Consider the following 21628-nt stretch of genomic DNA (forward strand, 5'->3'; position numbering starts at 1 on the left):
CATCAGAAATGAAATTAGAATGAGTCGAGTGGAAGGAATCCCAGAGGCTCGGCAGTGGCTTCGTCAAGTAGCACGGTCCACGCGTTATCGCGACCAACCAGTGGCAGGGTGCGCAATTGGACTACGGTTTTGCCCGTTTGCTCGATGGCGCGAGCGATCAACGCCGAATCATTGGGAAAACGAGCGACTAATTCGCTTGCCGGTTTAGCTACCTTCAAGATATCTTTGGCGCTGTCTGTATAGGGCTGCCAAAGATCGGCCCGCGCCGAGAGCGGCGCGCCGCCTATAGCTGCCATGGTGGAGTCAAACTGCTCTGCCGCGTCTTTGAAGGGACGTAATGCGATGGTGGTTGGACCTGTGATCGGCAGCTTTTGCAACGAAGTAGGGGCCTTGCTCAGCAGTTCGGCGTCAACGTCAATCGCATGAACAACGCTCATGCGTGAGTATTCAAAAACGAGATGTACAGGCCTTGCCACAAACACCGTCCACAAACCGTAGCTCAACGCGGCGATCTGGAGCAAGCCCACGATGGTGAGGTCTGTGGCAAGCTCACGCCGGGGTTTGGTACGGTTGAAAACGATCAAAGTAATTAGAGGCCCCATGATGACGTCTACAGCTGTCACCAAGACAAAAAGCGCCCGGCCCCCAGAAATTTCTCGGTAGGGATACGGGTACCAAACTCCAAACACCAAGACAGCAGCCAAAGCCGCAACACAAAGGCTGACTCCCAGATGAATGCCACTGGCGCGGAGGCGCTCTTTCCACTTCTGCATGGTCGTATGATGTCTTTGTCTGATGAATGTTCGATGAGCAACTGCCCACCACCGCGTTTTTACCTCATGTCCGCCCTCACCCACTTTGATGCCAAAGGCCAAGCTCACATGGTCGATGTGGCCGCAAAATCCGCCACCCACCGTATTGCCATTGCCAGTGGGCGGATTGAAATGCAGCCAGAAACACTGGCATTGATTGAAGCAGGAACCGCCAAAAAGGGCGATGTGCTGGGCATTGCACGCATTGCAGGTATCCAGGCTGCCAAAAAAACCAGCGACCTGATCCCGCTATGCCACCCTCTCGCCTTGACCCATGTTGCTATTGAATTCGAAGCTGCCAGTGTTCACCAATCAGACGTTATCGGCATACATTGCACTGCAACCGTAGAAACGGTGGGCCCCACCGGCGTCGAGATGGAGGCCCTCACCGCTGTACAGATAGCGCTCCTCACCATTTACGACATGTGCAAGGCGGTGGATCGGGGTATGTCGATCACCGGCGTACACGTGGCAGAAAAGCACGGTGGCAAATCGGGGAGCTTTGTCAAGCGTTAAGGGTCGCCGGCAGGAGAGCTAACTTTGACTATGACTTTCAAGGTGCTTTGTCCTCACAAAAAAGGGGGCGACCTGCACTTGCTGTTTCTTGAGATCAGGAATTGACGTTTACGGTCAAATTTCCCGCCTGCGGCTTGCGAAAATTTGGAGCTATGCACGAGGTGATTTTCAATGTTTGGTAATTTTTTCAATACCTCTCAAGTAGATGCCTTTGCAATTCTCGTGGTCCGAGAGTTGGTGAAGGGACTTGCTCCGCAGCAATTGGACGCGCAATCCAGACAAGCGGAGAGGGCCCGGACACGTATTGATGACAAGATCAGGAGCCATGCCCTACTACTTGTCGGTAAGCACCGATTGAACATCTATCAAAAGGCTAAGTTGGGAAGCCGGCTGCAAGATGGTCTTCTAGATGCAGGTTACCCAGAAACTTTCAGTAAGTCTTTTGCGTATGACGTTGTTCGGCTCGTAGCACTGGCGTCCACGCAGACGCATCCAAGATGATGCTGGCGTGGCTCAAAAAAAAATGGGCTTCTCCCCGAAGTGCTGCTTCATTGACAACAGCGGAGGCCCTCATCGCATCTGAGCGCGCGCCTGTGCTGACACCTATAGGCCCTTGGGCCTTGTACTTGGCGGGTCAGATCGCCGAGGCCGAGCAAGCAGCATTGGCGCAATTGGCCATTGAACCGGACCATGCCGATGGCCTTCTGGTGCAAGGCCTTATCGCCTTGGAGCGGGGGCATAAGGCGGATAGTCTGCGTGTTCTGGACCGAGCGGCATCGTTGCACCCCTCGAACGCTGATATACATGTCGCGCGCGGTCAAGCGTTAATGATCTCAGGCCGTGGCAAAGCATCTGCCGCCGCATTCCATCGGGCTCTCGAGGCGGTTCCTGGTCACGCGATGGCCAGGTTGCATCTCGCCAAACTATCGCTTGCTAGTGGGCAAGCGGGAGATGGCATGAAACTATTGCAGTCGGTGGTGGCCAGCGATCCTTCTTTGGCGGAAGCTCAGTTTCATCTCGGCAACTTGCTTCGTGTTCGCGGTGATCTGGATACTGCAGAGAAGCACTATCGCAATGCAGTTTTCTCTCGTCCCGACTATTTAGATGCGTTGGTCAATCTGGGCGGCCTCTTGAAAGACCGGGGTCGCAATGACGAAGCTGCCTTACATCTGGAACACGCTCTGCGACTGAAGCCAGATTCAGCCGATGCTGCGTTTAATTTGGGAATGGCTCGCGTAAATCAAAGGATGTGGGTAGAGGCCAGCCATTGGCTTCAAAGTACGCTCGCCGCCAATCCCAAACAGGCAGACGCGCAGTATTGGTTGGGTAACGCATCAATGGGGCTTGGCGACGCGGCGACAGCGCGAAAAGCCTACCAAGCAGCCATTCGAGTCAATGGCAACTACGTGCAGGCAAGATGGGGTCACGCCATGGCCCAGTTACCTGCTGTGCCACAGTCCGACGAGGAACAAATCCACGCAGTAGGGGCATTTGCGAAAGAAGTGGACAAGTTAAGAACCTGGTTTAGGGTCCATCGTCCGACGGATGCCTATAAGGCTGTTGGTGCCCAGCAACCCTACTACCTTGCTTACATTCCGCAAGATCATCGTGCGGTATTGTCACAGTATGGCGAATTGTGCACATCTCTCATGGGGGCGTGGGCACGCAAAGTGGGAGTGCCGACACCTATTCGGAGTACTGGCTCAAAATGCAAAATTGGTATTGTTTCGGCACATATTCATGAGCATTCTGTCTGGCGCGCTATTGTGCGCGGATGGGTTGAGCATTTCGATCCCACCCAGTTTGAAATTCATATTTTTTATACAGGAACTGGACGGGATGCTCAAACGGACTTGGCGGCGCAAAGATCCACTCGTTTTTATTATGCCGAAGGGGACTGGGTAGCCTGGTCCAAGGTGATTTCAAACGCTCGTATCGATGTCTTGGCATATCCAGAGATTGGCATGGACTCAACGACTGTACGGTTAGCCTCCTTGCGATTGGCACCTGTGCAACTTGCCAGCTGGGGACATCCGATCACCACCGGTTTGCCAACCATGGATTTGTTTGTCAGTGCCAAGGCTCTAGAGCCGCAAGGTGCTGAAGCACATTACACCGAGAAACTTGTTGAATTACCTGGTCTTGGATGCTGCTATCACCCATTCGCCCTTGCGCCAACTCCAATCGACCTCTCTCCATGGGGTCTTGGCAAGACTGATCGCATTTTACTTTGTGCCGGCACACCTTTCAAATATGCGCCACAAAATGATGCATTGTGGATTGATATTGCAAGACGTTGCCAACCTTGCAAACTAATTTTCTTCCGATCAAAACCAGAATCTCTGTCTTCTTTGCTTGAGGCACGCCTTCGCAAGGCATTCGTGGATGCAAACATGGATTTTGACACACATGTACGGTTTATCCCTTGGCTACCTCAAACAGATTTCTTTGCATTACTTGATCGCGCCGATGCTTATCTTGATAGCGCAGGATTCTCTGGATTTAATACAGCAATGCAGGCAGTCGAACGATGCACTCCTATAGTGGCGTGGGAGGGACAATTTATGAGAAGTAGATTTGCAAGCGGTATCTTGCAAGAACTGGGACTTGATGAATGGGTTGCCACCTCGGTGAACGAGTACGCAGCGCTGGTGGAAAGATTGTGCGCGAACAGTGCGCTTCGCGATGATGTGAGACATACACTTAGCACTCGCCAAGCTAGAGCATTCGGCGACGCTCATCCTGTTGATGCATTCGCTCAGAAAATAATATCCTTCAGAGGATAAAACAACCCCCAATCAGCGATTTTCAGAATATCCAGGAAATGGGATACCCACCAATGCCGGATATTTATCTCTTCCAAGCTCCTCCCAGTGATTTTTTGCAGCTCGGCACACACTCTCAGCTTGCATGGAGCACATTTTTTTCAGCGTTGTCAACGCGTTTTCTGGCTGGTGATTTAAAGCTAGTGCGAGTGCGTACTTGAACATAGGAGCGGCATAAGCAAAGCGAACAGAATTACGGCGCATTTCCTCTAGTTCATCAATTGACATGCCCGCTTTTGTCTCGCTGCGAGAGAATTTCAAGAATCGCTGGAGACTTGTCAGAATCACGGCAGACGGTGGTTCTGTTGGTTCCGGATTTCCAATTCTTGCTTCTTGAAAGCGCATCAGAGCCCAATCGGCCTCAAGTGGAAGATATTCCACGATGACAGTTATAGTTAGTATGGCCAGGACAGTGCTTGTTACCATAGCTGCCACACGGGTCGCTGTGGAGCCTATCGCCTTTTTCTTAACGGGGGCCCGAAGGGTTGCTGTAGCAGATAGCCAACCAATGAGAAAACCGACAGGCAATAGAAAATACGCGTAGTTCAGCGGGTATTCAACCATCGAATGGTTGAATACTATTGCCACCCCCACAAGAGCTACCCACCCTGCGGCGGTGTTGCAGCGTCGAATCTGCTTCAAGAACCAAACTGTCAAGCCCGCTATAAGGGCAAGTGATATTGGCAGCCCATTCCACAAGGCAAGATCCAAAAATAAATTGTGCGCACTTTCAATAACTAAATAAGTTGGAGGGTAGTCCAATGCAACAGACAATTGCGCACTACTAATTTGACCCCAGCCATATCCAAACCAAGGCTCACGCCATATCGCATCAAGCATGGATAGCCAAATTACACTACGGATGCCAGGGGATGTCATGCGCTCTAATGTGGAACTTGTTTGGGTCTTTAGCAGTAGCAAATCACCCAGCATAGGCCAGAGCCACATCATTAAAAAATAATATCCCACGGCTAAACCGACTACCATCGGCGTCGTCCGCAAGGTGCAACGCTTGCGCATAAATAAGAATGCCGGTATTAGCCAAGCAAAAGCCAGTAGAACCGACCGAGACCCAGTCATTACCAACGTACCCAACAATAGGGCAGCAGACAATCCCGCGATCAACGCGCGCACACGGCGTGTTTCCCAAAAATACAACAACCCAACAGTACCAAGCAACACCAAAGTCGCTAGTTGATTAGGCTGAGCGAGATTTCCGAAAGGACGGGATTTTGGTGGAATTTCTGCAATGTAGATCCCCTGATAACTTGGGATCAACCATTGGTGCAACGCCAGTCCCGCAGAGCATAGCCCCGCCACCAGCAGCCCCCCCCAGAACGGTGCAATCGAAATATTATTTTCTTCACCACCTATTTTCGCCGAGACAGTTGCGCAAAGTGCCCCTGCATAGATTGACAATGAAAGCCCTAAAAGATAAAGGCTAGTCATCCACGCATCCGTAGCGAATAGAAGTCGGCCCGTCGCGAGTTGCAATAAGGGCACCGCCGCTAGTGCCCCAACCCCATAGGCAATAGCTGGGGCACAAGCAGTTTTCGTACACGCCCAGAAGAAAAGAGGTGCAAATGCCAAAGCCGCCCCCAGTTCTTGGTGAAAACTCAGCCAAGGGGGATAGTGATTTGGAAGCAAATAACAGAGGCACAATATACCTCCCATCCACACCAGCATTCTCTTTTCTAGAAAGGCACTCATCACTGAATAAATGGTTCAAAAAAAAGTGCGCCCTTAGGCGCACCGTTATATTTGAATATCTGCCAACTAGTCGACAGATACCAGTAGTTTAGCCGCGGCAGGAGCCTGGCAAATACTTTGCCGGCATGGGCGTTGCACCACCAGGGCCGCACTTCCATTCATACACAACCTTATTCACATCGGCGTTTGTGATAACGCCCGTCTTCAAGTAAGGAGTCATCTGAATAGTGGAATCCTTGGCGTCTTTAAGACTAGCTTCGCTGGTAGTCTTAATCGTGACTTGACCTGCATCACTAGTAGTAATCGAGAAAACGTACTTTGTTGGAACGCTGTTGGCATCTGCTGCCGTATTTTGTTCGCATCCCCAAGAATTACCTGCTGGGAGCACATTGCTCGATATCGTTTGGATCGTTTCTGTGATGCTCGTGCGGCAAGCCGATCCCGCCAAAATCACTTCCGACACCTTAGCGCGGATGGTGTAGTCCTGGTACGCAGGCAGAGCCACGGCGGCCAAGATACCGATGATCGCCACAACGATCATCAATTCGATCAGGGTAAAACCCTTTTGCAGAGTGCGCTTCATGAAAAACTCCTAGGAAAGTTGCAAATGCGCTGTTGCTATGCAATCGCCGTGCCTGCACGCTGGAACAAGTCACGATCACTTCAAGCAGCTACTCAGCACATCCAAACGGCAAAAATGCCTGCCTCGGCCAATCACCAAACCAGAAGTCAAGCGCCTTTTCGCGCACCACCCCAAAAAAGACCCCATTCATAGCAACGTCGGCGACTCCAGCCAGCGATATCGAGCACCGGGATAAGTCCCCCCCAAACTACCGCCCTCCGCAGTCCTTTGAAATTACATTTTTGTCGATCAGTATTGTCACAATCGTCAAAGCAATATTCAAACCTCGATCGTCTGGCCCGCAACCAACCAACGAACGTCATGCGGGCGGTGCGGAATGCCAACAGTGCAGTCGAGTTGCGTTATCTCGTCCATGATGAGCGATGTCTCCGAAGGCTTCGTGTGCGTTATGTAAACGGGATAGCGCTCCGTGCCCGGGATGAGCGCCAGTTCCTGCGCCAGAGTCTCGGGCGAGAGATGCATGCTGCGGCGAGCCAGATCACGTTCGCGGTTGCTGAAGGCGGTTTCGATTACCAGGCAAGCTACCGGCAGTGCATTGATGCGGTTCCAGAACGCAGGATTACGCTCTGTATCACCACTGAACACCCACCAACCGGTGTCGCCCTGCACTGCAAAGCCTACGGCTGGTACGGCGTGGTGGGCGGATAGCACCTCAATTTGGGTGCCAGCTATGCTCAGCACATCGCCGGTGACAAAGGTTCGATACTGCAAAAACGGGGATGCAGTAGAAGGTATGGCGCTGAAATCTGGCCAGATGACGTTGTTGAACACATGCGTCTGCAACGCCGCGATGGTGGCAGCCAGGGCATGTACCCGAACCGGGCGACGGCGCAGGGACGACACCGCGTCAAGCATCAGGGGCAGTGCGGCGATGTGATCCAGGTGGGAATGGGTCAGCAGCACATGGTCAATCTTGGCCATCTCTTCCAGCGTAAGGTCGCCCACACCAGTTCCCGCATCGAGCAAGATGCTGTCGCCAATCAAGAACGATGTCGTGCGACAGTCCTTGGCGATAGCGCCGGAGCACCCCAGCACGCGAACCTTCATGTCAAGCCTTCTACTTGGTGTCGAAATTGGTGGCGCTGTCCCAATCCGGGTTGAAAGGCAAATTACGCAGGCCTTCGACCCGTGCTGCGTACAACTCATAGAGGATGCAGCGAGGTTTAAGACCTCGCAACTGCACCAACAGTTTGTCGCATTGTGCCCATTCTTGCGCTGCGTAGGCACGCAGAAAACCCTCCCACACCGCCAGTTCTTCAGCGAGATCGGTGGGTAGCCGCCCCCGGGGTGCGAGGGGCTGATAAATCGGCACGGCCTGCGCCTTGCCCTTGACGCGCACGCGATCCATGGCCTGCCATACAAACTGAGGGGCGAGCTGCATGGCAGATTCGCTCACTACGATCGAAGTACCGTAGTGCTTAGACAGCCCCTCCAGGCGGGAGCCAAGGTTGACCGCATCGCCGATGACCGTATAGCTGCGCCGGATGTCCGAGCCCATGTCACCCACGCACATGACCCCGGTGTTGAGGCCGATGCCCACCCCGATCGCGGGCAACCCGCGCTGGCGATGATTGGCGTTGATTTGCCCAATGGCCTGTGACATTTCCAGGGCCGCCGTCACTGCCAGTTGCGCATGATCAGGCGTGGCCACTGGAGCCCCCCAAAAAGCCATAACGCAGTCGCCCATGTACTTGTCAATCGTTCCCCGGTGGCTGCGGATGATGTGGGTTAGCTTGCTGAACACCTCATTCAACAAGCCTTGCAATTGCAGCGGCTCCATCCGTTCAGACATCGCGGTGAAACCGCGCATGTCGCAGAACATCACCGTCAGCTCCCGGTTGGTGGCCTGCATGCTGTAGCGCTCAGGCTGCTTGACCATCTCGGCCACCAGCTCTGGCGGCACATAGGCGCTGAACAGCGCTGCGAGCTCGCGCTTGGAGCGGCTCTCCACAAAGTAGCCATACGCCATGTTGAGGGCAAAGGCCAGCATAGCCATCACCACCGCAGTGGCGAGCGGCAACGCCAGCCCCTGCGCGATGTACATCCACAGATTGAGTCCTACCAGCGCACAAAGCACACCACCACTGAGCAAGACCGCAGACGATGCTGACAAGAGCGGCAAGGCAACTGCCAATAGCAAACCCGCGCACAGCAGCTGCAGCACATCAAACCCAGCGGCATAGTCAGGCCGAACGATGCTCTTGCCATCCAGGAATGCCGACAACACGTTGGCATGGGTCTCAACGCCTGGGTACGTCCTGCCCACCGGCGTCACACGCAAATCCAGCAAACCAGGTGCTGTCGAACCTACCAGCACCAATTGGTCCTTGAGTTGACCAGCCGGCAGCAAGCCATCCAGAACGTCCGACGCCGAGATGTACCGAAAGGAACCACCCTTGGCATCGCCCGGCCCACGGTAGGGGATGAGCGTGGCCAACTGCTGGTCCACGGGGAGCGCCAGCGTACGACCATCTTGGCGCAGCACGATGCTTTGGAGCACATCATGCGTCCCGGACGGCTTGGAATTCACAAAGCCCGGGTGAATCTCTGGCAGACCGATGGCGGTGCGGAACATGGCCAATGCCAGCGATTCGTAATACTGCCCCTGGTACTCTGCCAACAGGGGCAGGGAACGAACAACTCCGTCCTCGTCCGTGATCGAGTTGAAGAAGCCTGCAGCAGGTGCCGCCTGGGTCAGGGACTCAATATTGCTGCTGTACCCACGCCACGTAGTCGCCCCCAGAGGCAAGCCCCGCAAGCGCTCCACGGGCAGGGCGGGTTCTGGCAACATGCCTTTCGTGATGCCGTCGCGGTCTTCGCCCGAAAGGTAGTAACCCAGCACCACTGGCTGCCCGCGCAGAGACTGCGCAAAAAGAGCGTCATGGTCCAGTGAGGGCGCCAGACGTTCCAGTTGCTCTTTGAAGGCCGGCTGGCTGCGTAAAGGGCCCTGCGCCAGTTGTTGCAGCGTAGAGAGTCCCGAACTTTCATCGGCCTCCGCAAACAGAACGTCAAACCCTACCACGGCCACTTGTTGGCGCTCAAACAGCTCATGCACCAACGCAGCCATCTTGTCCCTGCGCCAGGGCCATTGCCCCACACGCCCCAGGCTCTTCTCGTCGATATCGACGATGACGATCCGCTCGTCCAGCGTTCGTGGCATGGTCACCCGCAAGCGGGTGTCGTAGATGATGTTGTCCAGTCGCTCCAACACCTGCAGGTGGAGCACATCGGCTACGTGCAGCAACGCAAAAACCAGCGGTATCAGCGTGACTGCGATGCGTTGCCAGCGTCGGAGGAACAGCTGCGACAAGGACTGCAACATAGGTCCACGCGCAGGAATAGGAGTGTCCAGTCAGCAAGGGCCCGCAGCGATGATGCGAGCCTTTTGCAGAGTGTCAGCTTTGCTCGAACTGCATCTCGGTGCCCGCCAGCTCCAGGCGATCCCCGTGCTTCAGGGGAACCGGCGATGCACCAATGGCAGCGCCGTTGAGCAGCGGCATGTCCGGTCCTTCGACATGGGCCAAGACAAAACCCTGGTGCCGCTTGGTGATGGAAGCCACAGCCACACCCGGCTTGCCAATCGTGGTGACCACCTTCTGCAGCGACACTTCACGCCCCGCAGCAGCACCGGACATGACCCGAATCACGGCCGAAATCGGGGCTGGCGCGGGCGCGGCCGGAGCGGGCCTGGCAGCGGCGACCGCAGGCGGCACCATTCCGGGCTTGAAGATCATGGTCTTCTCAAAGTTCTGCCCTTCGGCGTCCTGGAGGAACCGAATCTTGTACTTGCCCACTTCCACTGTATCGCCATTGCGCAACTCCTGGCGCTTGACGGCCTTGGCGTTCACATAAGTGCCGTTGGTGCTGCCCAGGTCTTCAATCTCCACATCCTGTCCCACCATATGGAGCACGGCATGCTCACCGCTCACCGCAAGGTTGTCGATCACGATGTCGTTGTAGGGGCGCCGGCCCAGCGTGGTCCGCTCCTTGGTCAGCTGCACTTCCTTGATGACAACGCCGTCGATTGAAACGATCATTCTCGGCATGATCCACTCCTGATGTGATGAATTGTTGTAGTTCGGGCCGTTCAAGAGGCCCCTAGCAATCGGGACATGAGGCCACGCTTCTTGCCCCCAGCGGCAGCCTGCACCAGCAGCACGCTCACGTTATCACGACCTCCGTTGGCGTTGGCGGTGTCTATGAGCAGTGTCGCTTTTTCCTCCAAAGGCATGGGCGCCCGCACAAGCTCCGCCAGATCCGAATCGGACACCATGTCGGTGAGCCCATCGGAACAGAGCAGAAACAGATCATTCGGCGCCACCTGAAACTCGTTGACTTCCATCAGCACATTGGGCTCCACACCCAAGGCCCGAGTCACCAGATTGCGATTGGAAGACATGGCCGCCTGCTGCGCCGTCAGCAGCCCCGCATCGACCTGTTCCTGCAACCAGGAATGGTCGCGCGTGATTTGCTGCAAAGCACCATCACGCAGACGGTAACAGCGCGAATCGCCAATATGTCCAAGGATAAGGCGGCTGCCGTGGAACACGGCAACCACCAGCGTCGTACCCATGCCCGCGTACTGCGGATTGGAGAGAGATGCACCCAGAATGGCGTGATTGGCGTTTTCCACGCAGATTTCCAGCGCCCGGCGCACGTCCGTGGACTGAGGACTCGCGCCGGCTTGGGCCAACCAGCGGGCCATTTCGGTACGGATAAAGGTGGTGGCCATGCCACTGGCCACTTCGCCCGCGTTGTAGCCGCCCATGCCATCGGCCAATATCGCGACCTGCGCATCGCGGTCAACGGCTACCGCGTCTTCGTTGTTGGAACGCACGCGGCCCTTGTCGGTCCGCGCAGTGAATTCGTAGGTCATGGATGTGGAGGCGTGCGTCATGGGGCGCCCGAAATCGGCGGGGCTGCCGCACCCCGCACAGCGGGGGGCTCCATCACGGTTTCCTGAAAATCCGCCATTTCTTGCCCTGTTGCATCGCGGTCCGCATCATAGACGACTGGTTCAGGGCTGAATCGAGCATCGCCGGCCATGGCCTGCCGCAGATCCGCCGCGAACTGCCGCCCGGTCTGATAACGCGCCTCTGGCCGCTTTTGCAACGACAGCGCCACCACCCTGGCCACCGCGGCTGAGAGTTCGGGGCGCAGTTGGCGCACATCGGGCGCCTCCACGCTCGCGATCTTGTGCATCAGCTCGGTCATGGACGCGCCCCGCAGCGGCAGCGTGCCCGTCAACAACTGGAAGAGGGTGATGCCCAGCGAATAAAGGTCGGAGCGCCCATCGACTTTCTTTCCCGCCAGTTGCTCCGGAGACATGAAGCTGGGTGTTCCCAGAACCAGCCCCGTACGGGTCTTGCTCGAATCCGTGATGCGGGCAATACCGAAGTCCGTCACTTTGACCGCGTCTGAGCCGCTGTCAAACATGATGTTGGCGGGCTTGATATCGCGGTGCACCACATTGTGGGCATGGGCATAGTCCAGCGCATCGGCCACCCTGGCTGCAATGGAGAGCACGGTGGGGACCGGCAGCAGCCGGTCCTGGCCACAGACATGGGTCAGGTCCTGACCCTTGAGGAACTCCATGGCGATATAGGCCAAGTCATGCTCCTCACCGGCATCAAAAATGGTGACGATGTTCGGATGCTGTAATCGGCCAGCAGTTTCGGCCTCGCGGAAAAACCGTGCGCGCGCATCGATCAGGGCGTCACCTTCGAACTCCTGCCCCAAGGCCAGTGTCTTGATGGCTACGACGCGGCCGATCTTCGGATCGCGCCCCAGATACACCACTCCCATGGCGCCTTTTCCAATTTCGCGATCAATCTGGTAGCGCCCCAACATGGGCACGCCGACACTCGCATCGCCTGGCAGGCGGGGCGCTGCAGCGCCGGCACCCGGCAAAGAGTCTGTGGCGCCCTGCGGAGCTTGCGCGCCACCTTGTGCCTGAGCCTTGGCACGCTTGTAGCGGCTGCGGGCGTCCTTGTAGTGCCGGTCATGGCGCAGGATATGTTCGTAGACCGTCTGCGCCTTGCCGAAGTGGCGCTTGCGCTCGAAATCCTCCGCCAGATGGTAGAGATTGTCCAGAAGCGCGTCGCTGGCAGGTACCTTGCGCAGGCGCTCAAAGGCCATATCCAGTTGTCCCTGGCCCTGCAGGGCCAAGCCCATCATGCGGTCCGTCTCGGCGGCGTCTGCGGAACGTCCGGAGGCGTCACTCAGCCGGCCACGGTGCAAAAGCAACACCACGGTAGTACCCGCCAACACAGCCAGCGCAGGCAGCAACAACGGAACCCACGCCCCCCCATAGCGCAGAAGGGTCCATTCGGCGATGACAACGGTGAGCACGAGCGCCGCACCGACCCCCATCCCGACGGGGCGCGCCAAACGCGGCGCCAACCGCACCAGATACACCGCCCCCAGCGCCAACACCAGCCAAGCGACCGGAGTAGCCCAGCCTGGCTCTGTCACGCCCAGCCCGAGGCGAATGGATGACAAGGTTTGCGCCAACACCTCCACCGGATAGGCAGCATGCTCCCCCAGCTGCGCCGCTGGGGCGCCCAGCTTCTCCGTCATTTCGCCCACCAACACGGTCTTGCCCTGCAGGCTACCGGCGGCGGTTCCATCGAGCACGCTGGCAGCCGACAGGATAGGGAAGGTGCCCGCTCCATCGCCAGCCACCTGCCAGCGGGGACGCAGCACGGCGGCTGCATTGGTGGCAATGTTCAGCCCTCCGAGCCGCAGCCCCGCAGGCGCATCCACCACGCGGATATCACCCAACCCCAGATGCAGGCTGTGTTGCGCCGCCAGCAACGCCAGAGACGGCACCCCCACGCTGTCGTAGCGAAGAAGCAGTGGAACCTGGCGTACACGCCCATCCAGGTCAGCCTCTGCATACAAGTGCCCCACCCCAGCCGCCACTGCGCCCAACGACGGGATGGGGTGCTGCGCAGATTGCATCGGGGTTGCAGCAGCACCCGGGTCGGGCAACGTGCTGCGACGCACGTACGATGGCAGGGGCGCAGCAGCCCCGCCACTTTCATAATACGAAGCTAGGAGCACGTTGCCCGCCCGCTGTATGGAGGCTGCCAGACGCGCATCGCCGTCGAGTACAGCTTCTGCCTCACCCACCACACGGCCGAGCTCGGCCGTCAGTGCGGTTCCCTCAGGCGCAGCGGCAAGGGTTTCGCGGATTTTCCTCAGGTAACCCAGGCCCCTGTCGTTCTGGGGCTGTGTGAGCGGGGGGGTGTAAACAACGGTTTGGGCGCCAGCCGCTGATAGGCGATCGACCAGGCGCGCGTGGATGTCACGCGACCAGGGCCATGGCCCCAGAGCGGCCAAGCTGGCATCGTCGATGCCCACAATCACCACGTCGGCCAACGGGGCGGGGGACGAGGTGCGGATGGCTGCGTCGTAGAGCTTGTGTTCGAGCGACAACGATGCGCCCGTGACCGCGCACAGGCCCGCTACGGCCAGTGCCACCAATCCGCCCCAAAAGCCATCGGTACGCCATCCATCCATCCGCCGCGCCGAGGTTTTTCGTCCCACTTGCTGTTATTCCACTCAGTATTGGGTGGGTTTGAAGCAATAACTGCGCCCATGCAATCCAAGGGCCTCAGGACCGTTGAAAAGAGGAGATTTGGAGCGAATGGGCAGCAGGGGTGGCGTTGCGTGTCGTTCTTGTCACGCAACCCCGGGATGGGACGCCAGCGCCATGCCATTTTTGTCACTCGCTGGCCTCAAAGAGGGGTTGCACCTTCGTGCGAGCCCCCTGGTTGCAACCCTCAGGTCGCGGATGCGCTGTTGGATCCCTTGCGCCAGAACTTGCCCACGCCCACCACCAGCGCGGCGCCCAGCGCGGCCGCTACATAGTGCAACGCTGGGTGCGCCACTGCGTAGTCATGCAAGATGGCATCGCTGGCGATGGTTTCTCCACCCACCCAGCCGATCAGCGCGGCGCCGAGCACCACGATGACAGGGAAACGCTCCATGAGCTTGATCATGAGGGTGCTACCGAAAATCACCAGCGGGATACTGATGGCCAAGCCCAACACCAGCAGCACCACGTTGCCCTGGGCCGCAGCCGCCACAGCGATCACGTTGTCCAGGCTCATCACCAGGTCGGCGATGAGGATGGTGCGGACGGCGGCCATCAGGCTGCCATAGGTTTTGGACTCGCCCTCGTCCTCCTCGTCGTCGCTGAGCAGCTGAAAGCCGATCCACAGCAGCAGACAACCGCCCACGATCTGCAGGAACGACAGCTCTAGCAGCTTGGCAGCCACAACGGTCAGCAAAATCCGCAAGACCACGGCAGCGCCGGAGCCCCAGAATACGGCTTTCTTTTGCTGATGGGGGGGAAGAGACCGGGCTGCCAGCGCAATGACCACCGCGTTGTCACCCGACAAGATGATGTTGATCCAGACGATCTTCACCAGGCCGATCCAAAAATCGGCGCTTTGCAGAAACTCCATGACTGACTCCACTGTTATGAATGCAAGAAGCGCCCGGAACCGGGGTTCCGAGCGCTTCTCTTTTTGTAGGAGCCACTAGTCTAGCGGCCTGTGTCGCGCTCCGCGTCCGTAATTGTGCTTACGGACGGGACGGCGACAGCCCGCTTACTTCAGCTGGGCCTTGAGCAGCTTGCCCAGTTCCGAAGGGTTGCGGGTGATGATGAAACCCGACTCTTCCATGATGGCCAGCTTGGCATCGGCCGTGTCGGCGCCGCCAGAGATCAGGGCGCCAGCGTGGCCCATGCGCTTGCCAGGAGGGGCGGTCACGCCAGCGATGAAGCCGACGATTGGCTTCTTCATGTTGGCCTTGCACCACTGGGCGGCTTCGGCTTCGTCAGGACCGCCGATTTCGCCGATCATGATCACGGCATCGGTGTCTGGATCGTCGTTGAAAGCCTTCATCACGTCGATGTGCTTGAGGCCGTTGATGGGGTCGCCACCAATGCCCACGGCGCTCGATTGACCCAGACCGACTTCGGTCAACATGGCCACGGCTTCGTACGTCAGCGTGCCCGAGCGGGACACCACACCGATACGGCCCTTGCGGTGGATGTGGCCGGGCATGATGCCGATCTTGATTTCGTCAGGCGTGATCAGGCCAGGGCAGTTGGGGCCCAGCAGCAGCGTCTTCTTGCCGCCAGCGGCTTCCTTGGCCTTCATCTTGTTGCGCACCATCAGCATATCCTTGACCGGAATGCCTTCGGTGATGCAGATGGCCATGTCCAGGTCGGCTTCGACAGCTTCCCAGATCGCGTCCGCAGCGCCTGCGGGCGGCACATAGATCACCGACACGGTGGCACCGGTCTGCTGGGCAGCTTCCTTGACGGAGGCGTAGATCGGGATGTTGAAGATCGACTCGCCCGCCTTCTTGGGGTTCACGCCCGCCACGAAGCAGTTCTTGCCATTCGCGTATTCCTGGCACTTTTCGGTGTGGAACTGGCCAGTCTTGCCCGTGATGCCCTGGGTGATGACCTTGGTGTCTTTGTTGATGTAGATCGACATGTGTGTTCTCCGGGCTTACTTGACGGCAGCAACGATCTTGGTCGCAGCTTCGGCCATGGTGTCTGCGGCAATGATGGGCAGGCCAGACTCGGCCAGCATCTTCTTGCCCAGCTCTTCGTTCGTGCCCTTCATGCGCACGACCAGCGGCACGTTCAGGTTCACGGCCTTGCAAGCAGTGATCACGCCGGTGGCGATGGTGTCGCACTTCATGATGCCGCCAAAGATGTTGACCAGAATGCCTTCGACCTTGGGGTTCTTCAGCATGATCTTGAAGGCTTCAGTCACCTTCTCGGGGGTGGCACCGCCGCCCACGTCCAGGAAGTTGGCTGGCTCGCCGCCGAACAGCTTGATGGTGTCCATGGTGGCCATGGCCAGGCCGGCGCCGTTCACCAGGCAGCCGATGTTGCCATCGAGGCTGATGTAGGCCAGGTCGAATTTGGAGGCTTCCACTTCGGCCGGATCTTCTTCGTCCAGATCGCGGAAGGCCACGATTTCTGGGTGACGGAACAGGGCGTTGGCGTCAAAGTTGAACTTTGCGTCCAGGGCCATCAGGTTGCCCTTGGAGTCGCAGTTCAGGGGGTTGATTTCCACCAGCGACGCGTCGGTTTCCATGTAGCACTTGTAGATCTTGGCGAAGATGTCTACGGCTTGGTCGATGGAAGCGCCGGTCAGGCCGATGGCGGCAGCCACCTTGCGGCTCTGCGCTTCGGTGATGCCGGTCAGCGGGTCGATCATCTCGGTGATGATCTTCTCGGGCGTGGAGTGGGCCACTTCCTCGATGTCCATGCCGCCTTCGCTCGAAGCGATCAGGGCGACCTTCTGCGTGGCGCGGTCGGTGACCAGCGAGACGTACAGCTCATTCTTGATGTCGGCGCCGTCTTCGATGTACAGACGGCGGACCTTCTGGCCCTCAGCGCCGGTCTGGTGTGTGACCAGCTGCATGCCCAGGATGTCGCTGGCGCGTGCCTTCACGTCGTCAATGGTCTTGGCAACCTTCACGCCGCCGCCCTTGCCACGGCCACCGGCGTGGATCTGGGCCTTGACCACCCACACGGGGCCGCCGAGCTTCTGGGCTGCTTCAACGGCTTCTTGCACCGTGAATGCGGGAATGCCACGCGGAACGGGCACACCAAAATTGCGCAAGATTTCCTTGCCTTGGTATTCGTGAATCTTCATGAGGTCTCTCTCAGGGAAGGGTGGTAGTTACCCGTTTACCATGAACAGATGTCTGGCCGCGGGCTTGGGACATGGCAACCCGCGACTGTATCATGCTGCAACGCACCATCCTTGTGCCCGACTTACACCCTGGGTGGGCCTGGCGGCCTTCCCGCCCCCACTTCTATCCGGCAGACGCTGCCATCTTTTTGCAGGAGCACCCTATGTCCAAAGTCTTTATTGATGGCGAAGCCGGTACCACGGGCCTGCAGATCCGCGAGCGCCTGCAGGCCATGTCGCAGATCGAACTGGTCAGCATTGCGCCCGAGCTGCGCAAGGACCCGGCCGCCAAGCGCGACCTGATCGCGGGGGTGGATCTGGTGGTGCTGTGCCTGCACGACGACGCTGCGCGCGACACCGTGGCGATGGTGGACGAGATCGAGCGCAGCTCGGGCCGCAAGGTCAAGGTGATCGATGCCAGCACGGCGCACCGCACTGCCAATGGTTGGGTGTACGGGTTTCCGGAACTCGCGCCAGCGCAGACACAAGCGGTGCGCGACGCCACCCGCGTCTCCAATCCCGGCTGTTACGCCACGGGGGCGATTGCCATGCTGCGCCCGCTGGTCGATGCGGGCCTGATCCCGGCGGACTACCCTTTGAGCCTGCCCTCGGTCTCGGGCTACTCCGGCGGCGGCCGCACCATGATCGAAGCCTACGAGGCGGGCACCGCAGCGCCGTATGAGGCCTATGCGCTGGGCCTGTCGCACAAGCACATCCCCGAAATCTTGCGCTACACCGGGCTCACACGCCGCCCGGTGTTCATCCCTGCGGTGGGCAACTTCCGCCAGGGCATGCTGGTGCAGTTGCCGCTGCACCTGGACCTGCTGCCAGGAGCCCCCAAGGCCAGCGACCTGCACGACGTGCTGGCCAGCCACTACAGCCGCACCAACACGCAAGAACAATGGGTCAGCGTGCTGCCCCCCTCCGACGATTTGAAGCTGGCCGCCGACACGCTGACCGACACCAACAAGCTGGAGCTGCGCGTGTTTGCCAACGAGCAGTACCGGCAGGCCGTGGTCATCGCGCGCCTGGACAACCTGGGCAAGGGCGCCAGTGGCGCTGCAGTGCAGAACCTGCAATTGATGCTGGGCGTGTAAACACCTCAGAGCGCATCAGGAAGCAGGGCCGGCGCCCCGCTTGTTGGCGTTGCGGTCAGCCCTCGTCAGACGCATCGGCGCCCCGCACAGCGAGCCGCGCCACATCGCCTGAGAACCCCCGCACCAGCAAAAACCGCATCTGCTTGGCGCGGGTTTGCGGATCTGCGGCGGGCTCGCCAAACTTGCGGCGCCACACCTCGCGGGCACGCTCCAGTTCGCTGCCCTGCAGCTGGGCCACTGCTTGCTGCACAGCCTCTGCCCCCAGCCCCTTGGACTGCAGCTCCTGCCGGATGCGCGATGCACCCAGACGCCCTGCGCGCCGGTGCAACACCGACTCCACCACCCTGGCCTCGCTGATGAAGTCCTTGGCCTGCAGGTCGTCCAGCACAGCCTCCAGGTCTTCGCCCTCCTGCACATGCGGCGCGAGCTTGCGCTGCAGCTCGGCGCGCGAATGCTCCCGCTGGCTCAGTAGCCGCAGCGCACGGCCCTTGAGCGAGAGCGCAGTGAATCCCATGACTTACCAAATGCTATATTTTCAATAGCTACAGACGCATATGATATGAGCGCCTGCAGGCTATTTAGCTTCAAAAACCGGAAATCACTCGTCTGCAGCCGCTGCTGGGGCCTGCAGTGCGCCAGGCAGCAGCGCAATGCCCAGGCCTTCACGCACCTTGTTCTCAATCTCGCGGGCCAGGTCGGGGTTTTCGCGCAAAAACTCACGCGCGTTGTCGCGGCCCTGGCCGATCTTTTCGCCGTTGTAGGCGTACCAGGCACCGCTCTTTTCCACGATCTTGGCCGTCACGCCCATGTCGATGATCTCGCCCTCGCGGCTGATGCCTTCACCGAACAGGATGTCGAACTCGGCCGTCTTGAAGGGCGGGCTCACTTTGTTCTTGACCACCTTGACCTTGGTCTCGTTGCCGATGGCTTCGTCGCCCTTCTTGATCGTGCCGGTGCGACGGATGTCGAGGCGCACCGAGGCATAGAACTTGAGCGCATTGCCGCCGGTCGTCGTTTCGGGCGAGCCGAACATCACGCCGATCTTCATACGGATCTGGTTGATGAAGATGACCATGCAGTTGGTCTTCTTGATCGTGGCGGTGAGCTTGCGCAGCGCCTGGCTCATCAGGCGGGCTTGCAGACCGGGCAGGGCGTCGCCCATCTCGCCTTCGATTTCGGCCTTGGGCGTGAGCGCAGCCACCGAGTCCACCACGATCAGGTCCACGGCGCCGGAGCGCACCAAGCTGTCCACGATTTCCAGCGCCTGCTCGCCGGTGTCGGGCTGGCTGATCAGCAGGTCGGACAGCTGCACACCCAGCTTCTGGGCGTACTGCACATCCAGGGCGTGCTCTGCATCGACAAACGCGCAGGTGCCGCCTTGCTTTTGCATTTCGGCAATCACCTGCAGCGTGAGCGTGGTCTTGCCCGACGATTCCGGGCCATAGATTTCGACCACACGGCCACGGGGCAGGCCACCCACGCCCAGCGCAATGTCCAGGCCCAGCGAGCCGGTGGAGACGACCTGGATGTCCTCGATCACCTCGCCTTCACCCAGGCGCATGATCGTGCCCTTGCCGAATTGCTTCTCGATCTGGGCGAGTGCGGCGGCCAGGGCCTTGGCCTTTTCCGTGTTCACGGGCAATGCGGGGTTGGTGCCTTTGACTGCGACGTCCATGAGAAACTCCTTGAAAAACAACAGGTTGGATGCTTGCATCGCTCTGCGGTTAATCACAGGCTGGATGCTTGAACAGTAGTTTATGCGAGCAATGAAATCCAGATAAAGCGATTTTTAGTCAGTTTGCCTGACAATATCGGATGCCCGATTTTTCTCCAGCTGTCCCCCTTGCCACGCCCGCCCCGGGGCCTGACGACCGCTGGCGCCAGACCCACCTGGGCCGCCTGATGGGCAGCGCCCTGCGCCGCTTCGACGCGCGGGTACTGCAGCTCATGGCGCGCAATGTGGAGGTGCCGCTGGCGCTGTCCAACCTGGCAGCACGCGACCAGGTGACGGCTGCACACGTGCACATCACCCGGCACCTGGCCTTGCAGGGCGACCGGCTGACCGACCTGGCCCAGCGCGCGGGCATGACCAAGCAGGCCATGGCCAACCTGGTGGACCAGTGCGAGGCCTGGGGGCTGGTCACGCGCGAGGCCGACCCGCTGGATGCGCGGGCGCGCCGCGTGTGCTTCACGCCCACCGGCCTGGCGTGGCTGCAAGCGTTCCGGGATGCCGTGGCGCAGGCCGAGGCGGAGTTCCGCGCCGAGGTGGGCCATGACGTGGCCACCGTGGTGGCCATTGGGCTGGAGGCCTATGCGGGCGGCGATATGGGTGCCTGAGCCCCCATCGGCTCGGCGCACGCCAGCAGCCATTCCCTGAAGCACTGCAGCGCGTGCAACTGCGTGCGGCCTTCGGGGTAGCAGAACCAGTAGCCCACATCACTCCGGTAACCGCCGCGCAGATCGGCGTCGGGCAGGGGCTCGCGCACCAGGCCTGCCGTGATTTCATCCTGCACCAGGCAGCGCGGCACCAGCGCCAGTCCCATGCCCGCCATCACGGCGCGGATCATGGTCTGGAACTGGTCGAACTGCGGCCCGGCCAGCGGATCGATGAGGCCCTCCACCCCGTGCGTCTCGCTCCAGCGCAACCACGCCTCGGGCACGGTCACGTGGCGCAGCAGCGTGTAGCGGGCCACATCACGCGGGGTGTGCATGGGCCAGTCGGCCACCTTGGTGCGGGGGGCGATCAGCGCCACCTCGTTGCCCGTGATGTGGTGGGCGTGCGCGCCGGGCCAGTGACCGTCGCCGAACAGGATGGCGCAGTCCAGCTCGGGGCGGGTGAAGTCGTAGCTGTGCACATAGGGCACAAAGTGCAGCGTGATTTGCGGGTGCTGCTGCTGGAACTGCGGCAGGCGTGGGATGAGCCATTTGGCCGCAAACGTGGGCAGGCTGGACAGGTGCAGCGCCCCCCCACCGTCATCGCTGGTGATCAGTTCCAGCGTGGCGGCCTCCAGCTGCGCCAGCAAGCCACGCACCGCCTTTTCGTAGCGCTCGCCGGCGGGGGTGAGCGCCAGGCGCTTGCGGCTGCGCTCGAACAGCGGCACGCCCACCCAGGTCTCCAGTTCCTTGACCTGTTTGCTGACCGCACTTTGGGTGAGGTGCAGGGCCTCGGCCGCGCGGGACACCCCGCCGAACCGCGTCACCGTGGAAAAAGCCCGCAGCAGGTGAACGGGTGGCGAGAGGCGGCGAAGGGATGACATAGTAAGTAATCAAATCATTCCAAATAGGAATGTTATCA

Annotated in this window: 18 protein-coding genes; 4 read left to right on the forward strand and 14 right to left on the reverse strand. The window is 59.2% G+C overall.

Going from position 1 to position 21628, the window contains the following annotated elements:
- Positions 1-14: 14 nt before the first annotated feature.
- Positions 15-773, reverse strand: a complete 759-nt coding sequence (gene tfpZ / locus IB236_RS04880) for a TfpX/TfpZ family type IV pilin accessory protein (protein ID WP_192419202.1) — start codon at positions 771-773, stop codon at positions 15-17.
- A gap of 66 nt (positions 774-839) precedes the next feature.
- Between tfpZ and moaC the strand changes: the two genes are divergently transcribed.
- Both moaC and IB236_RS04890 read left to right on the forward strand, forming a co-directional pair.
- Positions 840-1328, forward strand: a complete 489-nt coding sequence (moaC, locus tag IB236_RS04885) for a cyclic pyranopterin monophosphate synthase MoaC (protein WP_192419203.1) — start codon at positions 840-842, stop codon at positions 1326-1328.
- Between the two features lie 497 nt (positions 1329-1825).
- On the forward strand, positions 1826-4114 hold the full coding sequence (locus IB236_RS04890) for a tetratricopeptide repeat protein (protein ID WP_192419204.1): 2289 nt from the start codon (positions 1826-1828) through the stop codon (positions 4112-4114).
- A gap of 12 nt (positions 4115-4126) precedes the next feature.
- Here the strand turns inward: IB236_RS04890 and IB236_RS04895 are convergent, their stop codons facing one another.
- The 10 genes from IB236_RS04895 to sucC form a co-directional block, all read right to left on the reverse strand.
- A complete protein-coding gene (locus IB236_RS04895; RefSeq protein ID WP_192419205.1) occupies positions 4127-5863 on the reverse strand; it encodes a PglL family O-oligosaccharyltransferase in 1737 nt (578 codons plus the stop codon).
- Between the two features lie 88 nt (positions 5864-5951).
- Positions 5952-6446: a pilin gene (locus IB236_RS04900; RefSeq protein WP_192419206.1), complete on the reverse strand. Its 495-nt coding sequence runs from the start codon at positions 6444-6446 to the stop codon at positions 5952-5954.
- Between the two features lie 318 nt (positions 6447-6764).
- Positions 6765-7553 (reverse strand): MBL fold metallo-hydrolase, encoded by a 789-nt coding sequence (locus IB236_RS04905; RefSeq protein ID WP_192419207.1) that lies wholly within the window; start codon positions 7551-7553, stop codon positions 6765-6767.
- Between the two features lie 10 nt (positions 7554-7563).
- Positions 7564-9828 carry a CHASE2 domain-containing protein gene (locus IB236_RS04910; protein ID WP_192419209.1) on the reverse strand — a complete coding sequence of 755 codons (2265 nt, stop codon included), beginning with the start codon at positions 9826-9828 and terminating at the stop codon, positions 7564-7566.
- A 73-nt stretch (positions 9829-9901) separates the two neighbouring features.
- On the reverse strand, positions 9902-10552 hold the full coding sequence (locus IB236_RS04915) for an FHA domain-containing protein (RefSeq protein ID WP_056056604.1): 651 nt from the start codon (positions 10550-10552) through the stop codon (positions 9902-9904).
- 41 nt (positions 10553-10593) lie between these two features.
- The gene (locus IB236_RS04920; RefSeq protein ID WP_116748326.1) at positions 10594-11382 is read right to left on the reverse strand and encodes a Stp1/IreP family PP2C-type Ser/Thr phosphatase; all 789 of its coding nucleotides are present in this window, start codon (positions 11380-11382) and stop codon (positions 10594-10596) included.
- 17 nt (positions 11383-11399) lie between these two features.
- Complete coding sequence (locus IB236_RS04925) at positions 11400-14030, reverse strand: CHASE2 domain-containing serine/threonine-protein kinase (RefSeq protein WP_225580975.1); 2631 nt, start codon at positions 14028-14030, stop codon at positions 11400-11402.
- A gap of 263 nt (positions 14031-14293) precedes the next feature.
- Positions 14294-14980, reverse strand: coding sequence for a TerC family protein (locus tag IB236_RS04930; RefSeq protein WP_056056608.1), 687 nt, complete (start codon positions 14978-14980; stop codon positions 14294-14296).
- A 144-nt stretch (positions 14981-15124) separates the two neighbouring features.
- Positions 15125-16021, reverse strand: a complete 897-nt coding sequence (gene sucD / locus IB236_RS04935; RefSeq protein WP_056056609.1) for a succinate--CoA ligase subunit alpha — start codon at positions 16019-16021, stop codon at positions 15125-15127.
- A gap of 15 nt (positions 16022-16036) precedes the next feature.
- Positions 16037-17197 (reverse strand): ADP-forming succinate--CoA ligase subunit beta, encoded by a 1161-nt coding sequence (sucC, locus tag IB236_RS04940; protein WP_192419213.1) that lies wholly within the window; start codon positions 17195-17197, stop codon positions 16037-16039.
- Positions 17198-17400: 203 nt separating this feature from the next.
- Here sucC and argC point away from each other — a divergent pair, with 203 nt between their 5' ends.
- On the forward strand, positions 17401-18333 hold the full coding sequence (gene argC, locus IB236_RS04945; protein WP_192419215.1) for an N-acetyl-gamma-glutamyl-phosphate reductase: 933 nt from the start codon (positions 17401-17403) through the stop codon (positions 18331-18333).
- Positions 18334-18388: 55 nt separating this feature from the next.
- Here the strand turns inward: argC and recX are convergent, their stop codons facing one another.
- Entirely contained in the window at positions 18389-18847 is a 459-nt protein-coding gene (gene recX / locus IB236_RS04950; protein WP_192419217.1) for a recombination regulator RecX, read from the reverse strand.
- An 84-nt stretch (positions 18848-18931) separates the two neighbouring features.
- On the reverse strand, positions 18932-20008 hold the full coding sequence (gene recA, locus IB236_RS04955) for a recombinase RecA (protein WP_056057577.1): 1077 nt from the start codon (positions 20006-20008) through the stop codon (positions 18932-18934).
- 140 nt (positions 20009-20148) lie between these two features.
- Between recA and IB236_RS04960 the strand changes: the two genes are divergently transcribed.
- Positions 20149-20670, forward strand: coding sequence for a MarR family winged helix-turn-helix transcriptional regulator (locus IB236_RS04960; RefSeq protein ID WP_192419220.1), 522 nt, complete (start codon positions 20149-20151; stop codon positions 20668-20670).
- On the opposite strand, the gene IB236_RS04965 is transcribed toward IB236_RS04960, so the two are convergent.
- Positions 20643-21590: a LysR substrate-binding domain-containing protein gene (locus tag IB236_RS04965; RefSeq protein WP_192419222.1), complete on the reverse strand. Its 948-nt coding sequence runs from the start codon at positions 21588-21590 to the stop codon at positions 20643-20645. The two genes, IB236_RS04960 and IB236_RS04965, sit on opposite strands and share 28 nt — an antisense overlap.
- Positions 21591-21628: the final 38 nt, after the last annotated feature.

This window comes from Acidovorax sp. ACV02, from assembly GCF_014851475.1.
Classification (GTDB): Bacteria; Pseudomonadota; Gammaproteobacteria; order Burkholderiales; family Burkholderiaceae_C; genus Acidovorax; species Acidovorax delafieldii.